The sequence below is a fragment of the Streptomyces sp. NPDC001514 genome (assembly GCF_053597075.1).
Map to the genome: position 1 here is coordinate 1 of NZ_JBSFHO010000065.1, position 15,067 is coordinate 15,067.

The 15,067-nt window shown below is 71.5% G+C and carries 12 protein-coding genes; 4 read left to right on the plus strand and 8 right to left on the minus strand.

The annotated features are described in order from the left end of the window. Positions 1-326: 326 nt before the first annotated feature. From ACWCXB_RS35920 to ACWCXB_RS35930, 3 genes are all read right to left on the minus strand, one after another. Positions 327-1,697, minus strand: a complete 1,371-nt coding sequence (locus ACWCXB_RS35920; RefSeq protein WP_450728592.1) for a wax ester/triacylglycerol synthase family O-acyltransferase — start codon at positions 1,695-1,697, stop codon at positions 327-329. A gap of 159 nt (positions 1,698-1,856) precedes the next feature. Continuing rightward, a complete protein-coding gene (locus tag ACWCXB_RS35925; protein ID WP_450728594.1) occupies positions 1,857-3,941 on the minus strand; it encodes a SpoIIE family protein phosphatase in 2,085 nt (694 codons plus the stop codon). A gap of 99 nt (positions 3,942-4,040) precedes the next feature. Next, positions 4,041-5,369, minus strand: coding sequence for a DUF6777 domain-containing protein (locus ACWCXB_RS35930; RefSeq protein WP_450728596.1), 1,329 nt, complete (start codon positions 5,367-5,369; stop codon positions 4,041-4,043). Positions 5,370-5,539: 170 nt separating this feature from the next. Between ACWCXB_RS35930 and ACWCXB_RS35935 the strand changes: the two genes are divergently transcribed. The 3 genes from ACWCXB_RS35935 to ACWCXB_RS35945 are packed head-to-tail and all read left to right on the plus strand — an operon-like array spanning position 5,540 to position 8,330. Then, on the plus strand, positions 5,540-6,358 hold the full coding sequence (locus ACWCXB_RS35935) for a YndJ family protein (RefSeq protein WP_450728598.1): 819 nt from the start codon (positions 5,540-5,542) through the stop codon (positions 6,356-6,358). After that, positions 6,355-6,930: a DUF1990 family protein gene (locus ACWCXB_RS35940; RefSeq protein WP_450728600.1), complete on the plus strand. Its 576-nt coding sequence runs from the start codon at positions 6,355-6,357 to the stop codon at positions 6,928-6,930. Before ACWCXB_RS35935 ends, ACWCXB_RS35940 begins: the two co-directional genes overlap by 4 nt. Beyond that, positions 6,897-8,330, plus strand: coding sequence for a lipase maturation factor family protein (locus ACWCXB_RS35945; protein ID WP_450728602.1), 1,434 nt, complete (start codon positions 6,897-6,899; stop codon positions 8,328-8,330). Before ACWCXB_RS35940 ends, ACWCXB_RS35945 begins: the two co-directional genes overlap by 34 nt. Positions 8,331-8,410: 80 nt before the next feature. On the opposite strand, the gene ACWCXB_RS35950 is transcribed toward ACWCXB_RS35945, so the two are convergent. Together ACWCXB_RS35950 and ACWCXB_RS35955 are read right to left on the minus strand one after the other, a co-directional pair. Beyond that, the gene (locus tag ACWCXB_RS35950; protein ID WP_450728604.1) at positions 8,411-8,581 is read right to left on the minus strand and encodes a hypothetical protein; all 171 of its coding nucleotides are present in this window, start codon (positions 8,579-8,581) and stop codon (positions 8,411-8,413) included. 296 nt (positions 8,582-8,877) lie between these two features. Further along, a complete protein-coding gene (locus tag ACWCXB_RS35955; RefSeq protein ID WP_450728606.1) occupies positions 8,878-10,371 on the minus strand; it encodes an SDR family NAD(P)-dependent oxidoreductase in 1,494 nt (497 codons plus the stop codon). Positions 10,372-10,523: 152 nt separating this feature from the next. Between ACWCXB_RS35955 and ACWCXB_RS35960 the strand changes: the two genes are divergently transcribed. Next, the gene (locus ACWCXB_RS35960; protein ID WP_450728608.1) at positions 10,524-11,366 is read left to right on the plus strand and encodes a PP2C family protein-serine/threonine phosphatase; all 843 of its coding nucleotides are present in this window, start codon (positions 10,524-10,526) and stop codon (positions 11,364-11,366) included. A gap of 174 nt (positions 11,367-11,540) precedes the next feature. Here ACWCXB_RS35960 and glgC read toward each other — a convergent pair whose 3' ends face one another. The 3 genes from glgC to ACWCXB_RS35975 all read right to left on the minus strand — a co-directional run bounded on the left by glgC (position 11,541) and on the right by ACWCXB_RS35975 (position 14,816). Then, the gene (gene glgC / locus ACWCXB_RS35965) at positions 11,541-12,758 is read right to left on the minus strand and encodes a glucose-1-phosphate adenylyltransferase (RefSeq protein ID WP_450728610.1); all 1,218 of its coding nucleotides are present in this window, start codon (positions 12,756-12,758) and stop codon (positions 11,541-11,543) included. 30 nt (positions 12,759-12,788) lie between these two features. Continuing rightward, positions 12,789-13,955, minus strand: coding sequence for a glycogen synthase (gene glgA / locus ACWCXB_RS35970; RefSeq protein WP_450728612.1), 1,167 nt, complete (start codon positions 13,953-13,955; stop codon positions 12,789-12,791). A 159-nt stretch (positions 13,956-14,114) separates the two neighbouring features. Further along, positions 14,115-14,816: a (2Fe-2S)-binding protein gene (locus ACWCXB_RS35975; RefSeq protein ID WP_450728614.1), complete on the minus strand. Its 702-nt coding sequence runs from the start codon at positions 14,814-14,816 to the stop codon at positions 14,115-14,117. Positions 14,817-15,067: the final 251 nt, after the last annotated feature.

Consider the following 15,067-nt stretch of genomic DNA (forward strand, 5'->3'; position numbering starts at 1 on the left):
CCACACCTACAACCACCACCGCTGCCACACCGCAATCGGAGGGCAACCTCCGATCAGCCGCGTCAACAACGCTGCGGGTCAATACACCTAGGGCCGGCCCCGACGGGGTCCGGGACGAAGCCCCGACACGGGACCCGGGTGGCGGAGCCCCAAATCGGGACCCCGGGGCAGAGCCCCCGGGCGGGGTCCGGGCGGGGTCTGGGGGCAGAGCCCCCGAAACAGGGCCTGGGGCGAAATCCCCGCCCGGGGTCCGGGGCAGAGCCCCGGCGGGGGTCTGGGGGCCGGCCCCCGGTTCGGGAACGGGGCGGGGTGGGGAAAGGCTCGCCCTAGCGGATCAGCGCCAGCAGCCCCGCGAGCTCGTCCTCCATGCTCGCCGCAAGCCGGTCGACGTCCGGGAGGGCCTTGCCGTCGGCCACGAGGCCGACGTGCACATGCCCCCCGTACGTCGACATCGCGACGGCCAGCGACTGGCCGCGGGCGAGCGGCGCCATCGGAAACACCTCGCGCAGGGGGCAGCCCCCGAGCGAGAGCGCGGACCGCGGCAGCGGCACGCTCGTCACGAGCACGTCGAAGAGCATCCGGGCGGCGTTCCCGGCCAGCGGCGCACCGAAGCGGTGGGCCAGCGGCGGCAGTTGGTCGGCGAGGACCGCGACCGCGCCGGCGCCGCGCAGCGGGCCCGCCGCTTTGTTGCGGTCCATGCCGGTGCGGACCGCGTAGAGCCGGGCCCAGGGGTCGGGCTCGGTGACGGGCAGGGCCAGCAGATACGCCGAGAGCCTGTTGCCGGAGCCTGGCGCGCTGCCGGGACGGCGCCGCGACACCGGGACGAAGGCGCTGGGATCGCTGAGCGGCAGCACATCGCCCCGTTCGGTCATCCAGCGGCGGAGCGCTCCGGCGACGGTCGCGAGGAGCACATCGTTCGCGGTCCCTCCGACGGCCCTGCGCACCTGCTGGACATCGTCCAGGGACAGGACGGACGTGGCGAGCCGGCGCGTGCCGCTGGAAGTGGCGCTGAGCGCGGCAGTGCCGCGCGGGTCGAGCCGGCCGGCGCGGGCGAGCGACGCACCGAGGAGCGAGGCGCCGACGCCGACGGCCCGGCCGAGGTCCTCGATCCGGCCGCGGGCCATCCCGGCGACCTGCCAGGGTCCCGGCAGCCAGGAGCGGGGCGCCACGCTGCGGGGTTTCCGGCCGTTCCTGCGGCCGCGCGGCGCGCGGGTGCCGGCGATCTCGTCGAAGATGCCGGCGCCGATGGCGACGGCGCGCATCCCGTCGGCGAGTGCATGGTGCAGTTTGACGAGCACACCGAACGGGTCGCCGGCACCGCCCGTGAGCAGGTACATCTCCCACGGCGGCAGCCCGCGCTCCAACGGACGCTCCATCAGTTCCCCGGCGAGCCGGGTCGCGGCCTCGGCGAAGTCCCCGGCCGGGAGCCGCACCTGGCGGACGTGCCGGCGCACGTCGAAGTCCTTGTCGACGGCCCAGGCCGCCCCGCCGACGGGCAGCAGGACGTCCCGCACCCGCATCCGCAGCCGGGGGATCGCGGCGGCGCGGGTGGCGAGCAGCTCGAGGATCTCCTCGCTGCCGCGCTCGCCGCCCGGGGGCTGGGCGAAGAAGGCAAGCGCGCCGAGGTGCATCGGGTGCTCGGCGGTCTCGAGATGCCAGAAAGCCAGATCAAGGGGTGCCAGGGGCTCAGCGCTCAAGGGGGTCCTCATGTCCTAGAAGGCCGGAACACAGGAAACGCAGGACGTACGGGAAGTCAGGAAGTGCGGAACACAGGACTACGGTCTACGCAGTCAATCGCTTGCGATCGGTTACGGTCAAGTACAGTAACGTTACATACGGTTACCATTCGGTATTGGTCAGGTTGCCGAGCGGTCAGGGAAGCGGGCCGGGACGATGAACTCGCACCACACACATTTGCCGCTGCCGCGCGACTCCACACCCCAGACGTCCGCCAGCCGGTCCACGAGCATCAGCCCCCGGCCCGAGACCCCGGACTCCCCCGCTTCCCGGCGGCGCGGCAGCGCGCTGGACGAGTCCTCGACCTCGATCCGCAGCCGCCGCTCCGGTCCCGACAGCACCCGTGCGGTCACGATCGCGCCGCCGTCCGTGTGCATCAGGGCGTTGGTGATCAGCTCGTCGGCGGCCAGCTCGATCTCGTCGGACCGCTCCCCCGCGCCCCACGCCCGCACAGCCGCCCGGATCATGTGCCGGGCGGAGCTCAGCGCCTCCGGGTCGTTCTGGGCGACGTGCTGCTGCAGCCTGCCGCCGGCCTGCGGGGCGTACGCGCCGTGGCGGCGCAGCAGCAGGAGCGCCACATCGTCCTGGCCTCCCCGTTCGTCGACCTCCTCGCAGAGTCGGTCGGCAAGCAGTTGGAGGTTGTCCGGGCCGCTGCGGATCGTGGCGGTGAGCAACTGCATGCCCTCGTCGAGGTCGGCGCCCGGCTGTTCGACGAGCCCGTCGGTGTAGAGCAGCAGGGTCTGCCCGGGGTCGAGTTCGACGGTGGCGACGGGGTATTCGAGCCGCCCGAACTCGGCGGAGAGCCCGAGCGGCAACCCGCCGTTGACCGGAACGCGGCGGCAATGGCCCTCGTTGTCGTACAGCAGCGGATCGACATGTCCGGCCCGCACCATCTGCACCACGCCGGTGGTCAGATCAGTCTCCGCGTAGATGCAGGTGGCGAAGCGTTCCGTGTCGAGCTCGTGCAGGAAGACGGAGGCGCGGGCCATGACCGTCGCCGGCGTGTGGCCCTCGGCGGCGTAAGCGCGCAGCACGATGCGCAGCTGGCCCATCACCGCGGCGGCGTGCGTGTCGTGGCCTTGGACGTCGCCGATGACCGCGCCGACGCGTCCGCCGGGCAGCGGGATGACGTCGTACCAGTCGCCACCAATGTCACGGCCGAGGCGCGCCGAGCGGTAGCGGACCGCGATCTGCGCGCCGGGCACGGACGGGATCCGGCGCGGCAGCATGGCCTGCTGCAGCCCCTCGGCGAGGTCGTGGTCCTGCTCGAAGAGGACGGCACGCTGGAGACTCTGCGCGATGCTGCTGCCGAGCGCGACCAGCAGATTGCGCTCCTCGGTGGTGAATCCGGTCTTGTCGCGGTAGAGCAGCCCGAGCGCGCCGATGGGGCGGGCCTGGGCGATGAGCGGCATATACGCGGCGGAGGTGATACCCAGTCCGCTGATGTGCGGCCACAGCCTCGGGTACGAGCCCGCGAAGTCCTCCTTGGACTCGATGAAGCGCGGTGCGAGGGTGCGGATGACCTCGCTCATCGGGTACTGCTCATCGACCCTGGTGTAACGCGTGCCGGGTACGAACGAGCCTTCGGGGCCTTCGGCGACCAGGTGGATCCTGCCTGACTCCAGCAGGCCCATGACGAGGCTGGTGGCACCGAGGTGCTCGAGTCCGTGGGAGTCCTTCAGCACGTCGATGACGTCCTTGACGGTCCTGGCGTGGGCGAGCGCGGCCATGGTGCTCTCGACGACGCTGGTCTGCCGGCGGCGCTCCGCGTCGAGCTCGACGCGCGCGCTGGACTCGGCGAGCTCCTGGGTCGCGTCGCGGACGATGCCGATGATGCGGTAGGGGCGGCCGGCGTGGTCGCGCTGGACCGAGCCCTGGGTGTGGGTCCAGCGCAGAGTGCCGTCGCGACAGCGGATCCGGAAGTACGCACCGTAGGTGTCGGCGCCGCTCTTCAGGGCCTGGGAAACCAGACCGTCCAGCCGGGTCGCTTCGCTGGGCGGGACCCGGGCGGTCAGACTGTCGGGGCGCCCGTCGTACTCCGCCGCCGTCACGTCGAGCACGTCGAGGGCGGCCTGGTCCAAGTGCATCAGCCCGCTGTCGAGATCCCAGTCGAAGCTGCCCATGTGGTTGAGGGCCAGGCTCAGATCCGGGTGGGCGGGCCAGTCGTCGGGAAGCGACACGGCACCCGCTGCCCGATCAACCATGGTGACACTCTGCCATCATTTGTCCGATTTTACGAGCGAACGGGTGGTCCCCCACCCGCCCGCCCGCCCGCCGGCTCGACCGCCGGCTCGACCGCCCGCTCAGCTCCGGGGGGCGTCACCGCCGCCGGCGGGCGCCGGCACGGCATTCCGCGCACGGTCGGGCCCGGTGGCGTCAGGAACGGGCACGCCGGACCCGCCGCCCCGGCCGCTGCTCGGACTGCCGGCCTGACCGCCGCCCTGCCCCCCGCCGGGGGCGTCACCCGGGCCGAAGAGGATGTCGTCGTCGGACCCGGCCGAGCCGTCCACGGAGCCGCTCTCGGTGTCGAACTCCTCGTACGTGTTCCCGCCGCCCGGAAGCGTCGCCTGGTCGTCGCCGAGGGAGCCGTCGGGAACGGGCGCGGGCTCGGGAGCACCACCGGAGCCACCGGAACCGTTCGCGTCGGGGACCGTCGGCACACCCTGCTTGGGGGCCGCTGCGCCGGGGCTCGACCCGTTCGGGTTCTGCGCATTCGGGTTCTGCGCATTCGGGTTCTGCGCGTTCGGGCTCGCTGCGGTGGAACTCGACGGATTCGGGCTCAGCGGGTACGGGCCCGCCGACTGGGGCTCGGGCACCTCGGTCACATGGAGTCCGGGATCGTACGTCGGCGGCACCTCCGGTGCGCGGTCCGCCTCGCCGTCGGTGCCACTCTTCCGCGCCAGCCAGGAGTTGCTCGCGATGTCGGCGATGATGAGGCTGTCGATCATCTGGGCGGAGCGGGTGATGACCACGACCCGCCCGCGGTCATAGCCGGGCCAGGCCTTGCCCTGCTCCTCGGGCTCGGCAGAGTCGACCACCGGCGAGGCCACCGGACTGCCGGAGGCACAGCGGACCCTGGGCGAGCCCTGCTCGTCGACCAGGACGGCCGTACCGCCCTGGAGGACCGCCTGGAAGCGTTGGGCAGCGCCTTCGCGGTAGCTGTGCCCCGTGACCCGGGCGTCGGCGCGCAGGACCACAGGGGTGAGCCCGCGCAGGAACGCCGGGATGTCCTCCTGGCTGACGCCTGCGCCGTGCGCGAAGGCGCGGCCCTTGTTGCCGTCGGCCATGAGGAAGCGGATCTGCTGCTCGACGTCGCAGCTCGCGACCGACTTCATCCCGCCGTAGAGGCCGGGCGTGGAACCCAGCACGGTGCGGATCGACCGGAAGGCGGGCCCGGATCCGGCCGACGCGGAGGCCCGCGGCACGGGGAGTTTCCCGCCCGCCCCCATGACGGTGGCCGTCGACGGGGTGAAGGGATCGGGGCCTCGCTCCAAGGCCGCCTGCAGATGGACCTGCTGCCTGGCAGCCGCGCCGGCCTGGCCCGAATTCGTCAGACTGCTGCAGCCTGTGACCAGTGCCGCGGCCGTCAGGCCGGCCGACAGCGCGGCGAGCCCGGCGTGCCGGCGATTCATCGGTGAGCGCACGAACATGACCCGCCATCTCCCGCCTGTTGTGTGTTGACCCGGAGTGATCACTCTTGTTCATGCCGTATTCCGACCCGTTCCGCGACTTGAACGCGTTCAACGAAAACCCTAGACTCCAGAGATAGGAATTGAACACGTTCAAGCAGGGGGGTGGGGGCATGAACGCCCTGGTCGGCGCAATCGTGATGCTGGGCATGCTGGTGATCGTCCCGGCGGGCCTCCGCCTGATCGGGGCCCCGGAGCCGGCACTGCTGCGCCGACTGTGGCCGCTGCTGGCGGTGCCCGGCGCGGTGGCACTCTGGCTGCCGCGCGGGCCCGTCGCCACGGCCCTGGCCTCGGTGTATGCACTCGCCACCGTCGCGCTCGCCCTGCACGCCCCGGGCCGGCTGCGGCGCACCGGCTCGCTCGCGCCCGCCGAGATCGCCACACTGACCGCCCTGGTCACTCCCGCGGTGGCGGGAGTCGCCCTGGTGGCCGAACGCTCCGGGCACCGGCTCTTCGGCTTCGACCTGGAGATCCTGGCGCTGACCGTGCCGCACTTCCACTTCGCGGGCTTCGCCGCCGCGCTGGTGGCGGGGCTGGTGTGCCGGGCCGCGGACGGGCCGGCGGGGCGTTTCGCGGCGCTCAGTGTCCCGCTCGGCACACTGCTCGTCCTCGGCGGGTATTTCGTCGACGACTGGGCAGAACTGGCCGGGGCGCTCGTCCTGACCGCCGGCATGTGGGCCGTCGCCCTGCTGACCTGGCGGGACGTGCGCAGTGGCAGCGCCGAACGGCTGACGCGCGGACTTCTCGCGGTGTCTGCGGCCGTTCTGGTGGCGACGATGCTCCTCGCACTGAGCTGGGCGGTGGGCGAGGCCACCGGCCTGCCGCACCCGAACCTCACCTGGATGGCCGCGACCCATGGTCTCGGCAACGCGCTGGGCTTCGCACTCTGCTCCGTGCTGGCCTGGCACCGACTGAAGGAGACCACCGCATGAACACCACCGACGGGCTCAGCTACCGCGAGATCGGAGCCACCCGCCTCGGCCCCCTCCCGGAGGGCTACCACCACCTCCACCACCGCACCCGCATCGGCCGCGGTCGCGGCGTCTTCGAGGCTGCCGGCAGCGCGGTCACCACCTGGCGCATGCACCGCGCGTCGGGCGCCCGGGTACGGGCCTCCTCGCCGCACGCCGAGCCGGGAGCGGCCGTCGAGATCTCCCTGGGCGTCGGGCCGCTCCGGTTCCGGGCGCCTTGCCAGGTGATCTGGACGGAGTACGAGGCGCACCGCACCGGATTCGCGTACGGCACCCGCGCAGGCCATCCGGAGTGCGGGGAGGAGTCCTTCGTCGTGGAGCTCGGGGACGACGGTTCCGTCTGGTTCACCGTGATGGCCTTCAGCAGGCCGGACAGCTGGTACACGCGGCTCGCCGGACCCCTCGTACCGCCGCTGCAGCGCCTGTACGCCCGCAGGCTCGGCGCCGTACTGCGGCGGATCGCGGCGCAGGCCGATACTGGAGGTACCGGAGGTCCGCGATGGAGTGGTTCACGGCACCCGACTACTGGCTGAGCAGGCTCGTCTTCCAGCGGGCGCTGGCCGCCATCTACCTCGTCGGTTTCCTGGGGGCCGCCCTCCAGTTCCGGGCGCTGATCGGGGCCCGCGGCATGCTCCCGGTGCCCGATTACCTACGTCTCGTGCCGATGCGGCGGGCGCCGAGCGTCTTCCAACTCCACTACTCGGACCGGTTCTTCGCGTGCTGCGCCTGGGCCGGGGCGGTGCTGTCGGCGGGGCTGGTGGGCGGGGCGGCCGATCAGCTGCCGCTGTGGACCGCGATGCTGTGGTGGGCCGTGCTGTGGGCGCTGTATCTGTCGATCGTCAACGTGGGGCAGACCTGGTACGCCTTCGGCTGGGAGTCACTGCTGCTGGAGGCGGGATTCCTCGCGATCTTCCTCGGGAACGAACGCGCCGCGCCGCCGGTGCTGGTGCTGTGGTTGCTGCGCTGGCTGCTGTTCCGGGTGGAGTTCGGCGCGGGTCTGATCAAGATCCGCGGCGACGAGTGCTGGCGGAGGCTGACCTGCCTCTACTTCCACCATGAGACGCAGCCCATGCCGGGCCCGCTGAGCTGGTTCTTCCACCATCTGCCGGGGCCGCTCCACCGGGTCGAGGCCGCGGCCAACCACGTCACCCAACTGGTGGTCCCGGTGCTCCTGTTCACCCCGCAGCCGATCGCGAGCGCGGCCGCCGGAATGATCGTGCTGACCCAGTTGTGGCTCGTTCTGTCCGGCAACTTCGCCTGGCTGAACTGGGTGACGATCGCGCTGGCGCTGTCCGCCATCGACGGTTCCCTGGTCACCGGCCCGCATCCGCTCCCGGCTCCGCCGCTCTGGTACGAGATCGTCGTGATCGCCGTGACCGTCATGGTGCTGGTCCTCAGCTACCACCCGGTCCGCAATCTGCTCTCCCGGCGCCAGGCGATGAACCGCTCCTTCGACCCGTTGCACCTGGTCAACACGTACGGGGCGTTCGGCACTGTCGGGCGGGTGCGGTTCGAGGTCGTCGTGGAGGGCACGGACGAACGGGTGCTGCGCCCCGGCACCGTCTGGCGGGAGTACGAGTTCCACGGCAAACCGGGCGACATCCGACGGTTGCCCCGCCAGTTCGCCCCGTACCATCTGCGCCTCGACTGGCTGATGTGGTTCGCGGCGCTCTCCCCCGCGTACGCCCGTCCATGGTTCGGCGCCTTCGTCGAACGGCTGCTCGACAACGACCGCGACACGCTGAAGCTGCTGCGGCGCAACCCGTTCCCCGGCGCACCGCCGGTGTACGTCCGCGCGCGGCTCTACCACTACGAGTTCACGAGCTGGCGGCAGCTGCGGGCCACGGGCGCCTGGTGGCAGCGGCGTTATCTGCGGGACTTCCTGCCACCGAGCCGGCTGAGCACGACGGACATCCCTGCCGAACGGGTGTAAACAGTGCGCAAAAAGGATGTAAACAGCCTCGTACCCCCTGACCCGTCCCAGGCCAGGGGGTACGTCATCCAACGACCGGGTCAGTCGACGCCGGGCAGGATGTGCGGTTCCTCGAGGTCGTCCTCGTATCCGGCGAGCCGGATGGGTGCGGACCTGGCCCAGACCTCAAGGCTGCCGAGCTCGTCGGGCCTGCCGGCCCGTTCGCTGCGTTCCGCCGGTCGCTGGTTCTGCTTCGTCACTTCAGTTGTCACCGCGCACTCCTCTGCGTCGCGTAACAGGGGGACAAGGGCAATTCGGTCGCGGTGGCGCCGTTTCCAGGCGGGATCGCGGCCGTGGTTGTGGGCCTGGTCCCAGGACGACCGAGGGGTTTCGTGGGCCCTTGGTGGCCGTCCGTTGGACACCAGCCTAACCAAATGAGCGCCCCTGCGCTCGATGGGGAACGTCACATCAGGTGTTTCTGTACAGGAAAACACCCAGAAATGACGATCCATCGGGTACAGAAAACCCCCGGACGGCCCTGTGCGCCCGGGGGTTACGGCCGAACGGGTTACCAGTTCGCCGGTGCGTAGTCCTTGAGGAAGCAGCCGTAGAGATCCTCGCCGTACTCGCCGCGCACGATCGGGTCGTAGACGCGGGCGGCGCCGTCGACGAGGTCGAGCGGAGCGTGGAAGCCCTCGGCCGCGAGCCGGACCTTGTCCGGGTGCGGGCGCTCGTCGGTGATCCAGCCGGTGTCGACGGCGGTCATCAGGATGCCGTCGGCCTCGAACATCTCCTGGGCGCTGGTGCGGGTCAGCATGTTCAGCGCAGCCTTGGCCATGTTGGTGTGCGGGTGGCCCGCGCCCTTGTAGCCGCGGCTGAAGACGCCCTCCATGGCGGAGACGTTCACGACGTACTTGCGCTTCGCCGCGGATGCGGCCATCGCCGGACGCAGCCGGCTGATCAGGATGAACGGTGCGGTGGAGTTGCAGAGCTGCACTTCGAGCAGCTCGACCGGGTCGACCTCGGAGACGGTCTGGATCCAGCTGTTGGTGTCGTGCAGATCGGGGACGAGTCCGCCGGCGTCGATGGCGGTGCCCGCCTCGATGCGGGCGAGCGAGGCCGAGCCGGAGACCAGCGCCAGTTCGGTCACGTCCTGGGCGGTCAGCGCGTCTGACTCGGAGCGGGCGGTGGGCAGCGCGGCGACCCGGTCCACGCTGCCGCTGCCGAAGGTGCCGATCACCTGGGCGGCGGGCAGCTCGCCCGCGGGCAGCGGGGCCCCCTCGGCGGCGACGAGCTCGCTGTACGCCTGCGGGGAGCGGCGCACGGTCTGCGCGGCGTTGTTGATCAGGATGTCGAGCGGGCCCTCGGCGGCGACCGAGTCGGCGAGCGCGACGACCTGAGCGGGGTCACGCAGATCGATGCCGACGATCTTGAGGCGGTGGATCCACTCGTCGCTGTCCGGCATCGCCTTGAAGCGGCGGATCGCGTCGTTCGGGAAGCGCGTGGTGATCGTGGTGTGGGCACCGTCACGCAGGAGCCGCAGCGCGATGTACATACCGATCTTGGCCCGGCCGCCGGTGAGCAGGGCACGCCGGCCGGTGAGATCGGTGCGGGCGTCGCGACGGGCCCGGTTCTCGGCGGCGCACTTCTGGCAGAGCTGGTGGTAGAAGGCGTCGACCTCGATGTACCGGGTCTTGCAGATGTAGCAGGACCGGGGGCGCTGGAGTATGCCCGCGATCTCGCCGGCCACGGACGAGGACGGCAGCAGCCCCTGCGTCTCGTCGTCGATGCGCTCGGCCGAGCCGGTGGCCGTGGCCTCGGTGACCGCCTTGTCGTGGGCGGTCTTGGCGGCCCGGCGCTCCTGGCGGCGGCGCTGCTTCACGGTCCGGTAGACCCCGGCGGTGGCCCGGCGGACCGTGATCGCGTCGGGGTGGTCGACCTCGAGTTCGTCGAGCTCCTCGAGCACGCTCAGGCAGACGGCCAGGCGCTCCGGGTCGATGCCCGGCCCGTACTCCTGGTCCGGCCCGCACTCCTGGCCGGGGCCGTCCTGTGTCACCGTCATCGCCGCTGCCGTTCCGTTCGCTGTGTTGCGTGAAGTTTCCAAAAGCGGAACTTTACGTCAGTCGGGTGACCTGACGCCAAATCGTCCCCTTGAAATCGTCCCCTTGCGTGCGGCTCCCGTGGGCCGCCGGAGCATGACAAGATCCGATACCGATGACCGAGATGACAGGCTGCGTCCTGTGCGGCGGAACGGTCGCCCCCGATGGCCATTGCTGGGATTGCGGTGGGGCGCAGCCGGGTTTCCGCGCGCATGTGGAGATCACGTCGGACGACGGTGCGGCGGGAGTCAGCGACCGCGGCAAGCGGCGCGGCATCAACGCGGATGCCATGGCCCTGACGAGGACCGGCGTGTGGACGGTCGGTGTCGTCTGCGACGGGGTGTCCATGTCCCCCCGGGCCGAGCGGGCCGCTCAGGTCGCGGCCGAGGCCGGCACGGCAGCCCTGGCGGCGCAGCTGCGGGCGGGTGTGCTGCCGGAGATCGCGCTGGTCGACGCCGCCGTCCGCGCCGGCCGTGCGGTCTCCGCCCTGGCGGCGTCGGTGGACGCGGCGCCGGCCTGCACGTATGTCGCGGGCATCGCGGGCCCGGAGGGCATCTGGAGCGCCTGGGTCGGCGACAGCCGTGCGTACTGGCTGCCCGACGAAGGGCCGGGCATGGCGCTGACCGAGGACGACACGGGCGAGCTCGACGTCCTCGCAGCCTGGCTGGGAGCGGATGCCGGCGATCCGCAACCGAGCGTCCGAAGCTACCGGCCACCGGGCCCCGGCCGTCTGCTGCTGTGCACCGACGGGCTGTGGCGCTGTCTGCCCGGCGCCGATGCGCTACGCGCCATGGTTACCCGTGGCAGGCGCGCACCGGCGGTCGGCGGCGGGCTGCTGGGGGATGCGCGAAGGCTGGTCGGGCACGCCCTCGACGCCGGCGGCGACGACAACATCACCGCAGTGCTCATCCCGGTGACCGCCGGCGCAGCGACGGCGACGGCGGCCGGGGCCTCCTAGGTCCTGTCCGGTCGATCAGGCCGGATCAGTGAGCGGGGTCTGGTGCCGTACATCGCAAGGCGGAGGAGGAAATCGACGCGGAGCGTCGGTGACCGACGACAACGCAGCGAGGTGCGGCACCAGGGCACGCGAGCCCGGCAAGATCGGCCGGACAGGGCCTAGGAGCGCCACGGGTCACAGCACCGGCTGCCCCTTTCCGAGGGCGATCACCCCGCCCTTCGACACCGTGTACAGCTCCTGGTCCCGCTCGGGGTTGACCCCGATCGTCGCGCCGGGCGGGACGTCCACGTTCTTGTCGAGGACGGCGCCGCGCACCACGGCCCCGCGTCCGACGCGGACGTTGTCGTGCAGGACCGAGCCCTGGACGACGGCGCCCGGCTCGACGGTCACACCGGGCGAGAGGACGGAGCGCGTGACCTGGCCGCGGATCACGCAGCCGGGGCTGACGACCGACTCGCTCGCGATCCCGCCCGCACAGAAGCGCGCGGGCGGCAGCTGTCCCGGGTGCGTGTAGATGGGCCACCGGCGGTTCTCGAGGCTGAAGACGGGCTGATCCGCGAGGAGATCCAGGTGGGCTTCGTAGTACGAGTCGAGGGTGCCGACGTCACGCCAGTAGCCGTGCTCGGCGGGGCTCTCCCCCGGCACATGGTTGCTGTCGAAGTCGTAGAGCTGGGCCACCCCGCGCTCGGTGAGCATCGGCAGGATCGAGCCGCCCATGTCGTGCACCGAGTGCGGGTCCTCGGCGTCTCGGTGGAGCGCGTCGATCAGCACCTTGGTGGTGAAGACGTAGTTGCCCATCGAGGCGAACACCCGGCCGGGGTCGCCGGGAAGCCCGGGCGGGTCGGCGGGCTTCTCCAGGAAGCGGTCCACACGGGTGCCGTCCGATGCCGGGCTGATGACCCCGAACGACGAGGCATCGGCGCGCGGCACCCTGATCCCGGCGACGGTGACGCCCGCGCCGCTCTCGACATGCTGCTTCAGCATGTGGCGCGGATCCATGCGGTAGACGTGATCGGCGCCGAACACCGCGATGTAGTCGGGCTGTTCGTCGTGGACGAGGTTGAGGGACTGCAGGATCGCGTCGGCGCTGCCGAGGTACCAGCGCGGGCCGAGCCGCTGCTGGGCGGGCACGGGGGTCACATAGTTGCCGAGGAGGCTGGACATCCGCCAGGTGGTGGTGACATGGCGGTCGAGGGAGTGCGACTTGTACTGGGTCAGTACGCAGATCCGCAGGATGTCCCCGTTGACCAGGTTGGACAGGACGAAGTCGACGAGCCGGTACGTACCGCCGAAGGTGACCGCGGGTTTCGCCCGGTCGGCGGTGAGCGGCATCAGCCGTTTGCCCTCGCCGCCCGCCAGGACGATTCCGAGCACCGAAGGTCCACCGCGCATCGCGCCCCCTCACGCCGCCGGCTCGCGCCGTCAGCTCGCCTTGAGCGTCTCCTCGTACACGTCGTACGTACGCCGGGCCACCTGGTCCCAGCCGAACTCGCGGACCGCACGCTCGCGCCCCGCCGCGCCCATCCGCCGTGCGGTGGCGGGGTCGTCGAGCACCCGGTTGAGTGCTTCGGTGAGCCCCGACTCGAAGTCGTGGGGATGCCGGGAGTCGTACGGTACGAGCAGCCCGGTCACCCCGTCGTCGACGACCTCGGGGATGCCGCCGACGGCCGACGCGACGACCGCCGTGCCGCAGGCCATGGCCTCCAGGTTGACGATGCCGAGCGGCTCGTACACGGAGGGACAGACGAACACGGCGGCATGGCCGAGGAGTTGGACCACATCTGCGCGGGGCAGCATCTCGGGGATCCAGTGCACCCCGTCGCGCGCCCGCCCGAGCTCCTCGACGAGTTCACGGAACTCGGCGCCGATCTCCGGGGTGTCGGGCGCCCCGGCGCACAGGACGAGCTGGGCTCCCGGGTCGAGGGCGCGGGCGGCGCGCAGCAGATGCGGGACACCCTTCTGGCGGGTGATGCGGCCGACGAAGAGGACGAACGGGCGGCCGGGGTCGATGCCAACGCGCCGAAGCACGTCCGTGCCGGGATCGGGGTGGTAGAGGCCGGTGTCGATGCCGTTGTGCACGACATGGACCCTGGCGGGGTCGAGGGCGGGATAGCAGTCCAGGATGTCGGCACGCATGCCGTGCGAGACGGCGATGACGGCGTCCGCTGCCTCGATCGCGGTCCGCTCGGCCCACCCGGACAGGGCGTAGCCACCGCCGAGTTGCTCGGCCTTCCAGGGGCGCAGCGGCTCCAGTGAGTGGGCGGTGACGATGTGCGGGATGCCGTACAGCAGCTTGGCCAGGTGGCCGGCGAGGTTCGCGTACCAGGTGTGGGAGTGGACCAGTTCACGGCCCGCCAGCGCGGCGGCCATCGACAGATCGACGGAGAAGGTGCGCAGCGCATCGTTGGCGCCGTCGAGCCCGGCCAGTTCGGTGTGCCGCACGACACCGCCGGCGTCCGCGCCCTCGCCCCAGGCGTGCACGTCCAGGTCGGTCAGGGCCCGTAACTCCCGGGCGAGGAACTCCACATGGACTCCGGCGCCGCCGTAGACATCCGGCGGATACTCGCGTGTGAGCAGTCCCACCCTCATACGTTGATGGTCACTCAGATGCGGCCGGTGCGGAAGACTGCGGGCGCGTACCGATTCGGCGCGTGGTGTCGCTGCCGCATGTGGATGACCGCCGTCGTGTGGATGACCGGTCTGCCCGTCCTCGAAGGCCCCCGGGCTGAAGTGGCGTGCCGCCGCACGTCAGGCCCTCGGACGCCGGGCGGGCTCGGACGGCGGGCGGTCGAAGACGCAGTCGCCGCAGAGCCCGCCGCCGGGAACGCGGTAGTAGAGGCAGCATGTGGTTCTGCGCAGCGCCGGTCCGCGCAGGGTGCCGGACAGATCGGGATGGGCCAGCAGCCCGGCGGTGAGTTCCGCGGCGCGCCTGCCGGCCTCGGGGCGGTCATGGGTTCGCGCCCAGCGGTTCAGTTCGCGCAGCGCCCCGGCGAGTGCCGAGCCGGCGTTGCCCCACAGCAGTCGGGGCGAGATGCGTACGTCGCGGCGGACGGCGTCGGCGAGCGGTACGAGATGGCCGTACTGGACGGCCTCGCGGATGGCCTCCACGGTGCCGGGCAGGGCCCGGGCCCGGGGCCGGCACAGGTCGTCGGGCGCGGTGAGGGCCGGATCCCAGTACAGGCCCGCGGCCGCCGGGTCGGGGAACTCGCCGTACAGTGCGGCCGGGCCCAGCGCCGTGGACCAGAGCCTTGCCGCGAGCCCCAGGTGGGCGATGGAGGCTGCGACCCGGCGCTCGGGCGTGCGCAGCCGGGCCGCGACCCGGTCGACACGGGCGGTCAGCGGCGTGAGGTCTCCCGCGTACAGGCGGGCGAGGGGAAGGTGTCCGGGTCCGGGCTCGCCGGTCCCGACCTCGAAGTACCCGCCCACGGACCCCTGGTGGTCCCCATCCATCCATGCCCCGCTTCGGTCACATCTCGGTATCACGTCGATCAAAAACGAAAAGGCCGCTGCCCGTACCACGTCACCTTGACATGTGACCCTTCAAAGCCGCCGAGCAGTACTCGGCATGACGGCTGCGGCCATGACCGTGGCACTGCCCTCCGCCCGCGCCGCGACGCCGGCAAGGTCCTGCTGATCGCCGGCTCGGGCAACAACCAGAAGAACTTCGACGCGAAGAAGTTCGAGTCGGTGCTGTGGGACCC

What these genes read in the sequence shown, in the direction of transcription:
- glgA (WP_450728612.1), bottom strand. Translation starts at nt 13,955, where the DNA reads ATGAGGGTGGGACTGCTCACACGCGAGTATCCGCCGGATGTCTACGGC.
- ACWCXB_RS35925 (WP_450728594.1), bottom strand. Translation starts at nt 3,941, where the DNA reads ATGGTTGATCGGGCAGCGGGTGCCGTGTCGCTTCCCGACGACTGGCCC.
- ACWCXB_RS35960 (WP_450728608.1), top strand. Translation starts at nt 10,524, where the DNA reads ATGACCGAGATGACAGGCTGCGTCCTGTGCGGCGGAACGGTCGCCCCC.
- glgC (WP_450728610.1), bottom strand. Translation starts at nt 12,758, where the DNA reads ATGCGCGGTGGACCTTCGGTGCTCGGAATCGTCCTGGCGGGCGGCGAG.
- ACWCXB_RS35930 (WP_450728596.1), bottom strand. Translation starts at nt 5,369, where the DNA reads ATGAATCGCCGGCACGCCGGGCTCGCCGCGCTGTCGGCCGGCCTGACG.
- ACWCXB_RS35975 (WP_450728614.1), bottom strand. Translation starts at nt 14,816, where the DNA reads ATGGATGGGGACCACCAGGGGTCCGTGGGCGGGTACTTCGAGGTCGGG.
- ACWCXB_RS35945 (WP_450728602.1), top strand. Translation starts at nt 6,897, where the DNA reads ATGGAGTGGTTCACGGCACCCGACTACTGGCTGAGCAGGCTCGTCTTC.
- ACWCXB_RS35955 (WP_450728606.1), bottom strand. Translation starts at nt 10,371, where the DNA reads ATGACGGTGACACAGGACGGCCCCGGCCAGGAGTGCGGGCCGGACCAG.
- ACWCXB_RS35935 (WP_450728598.1), top strand. Translation starts at nt 5,540, where the DNA reads ATGAACGCCCTGGTCGGCGCAATCGTGATGCTGGGCATGCTGGTGATC.
- ACWCXB_RS35940 (WP_450728600.1), top strand. Translation starts at nt 6,355, where the DNA reads ATGAACACCACCGACGGGCTCAGCTACCGCGAGATCGGAGCCACCCGC.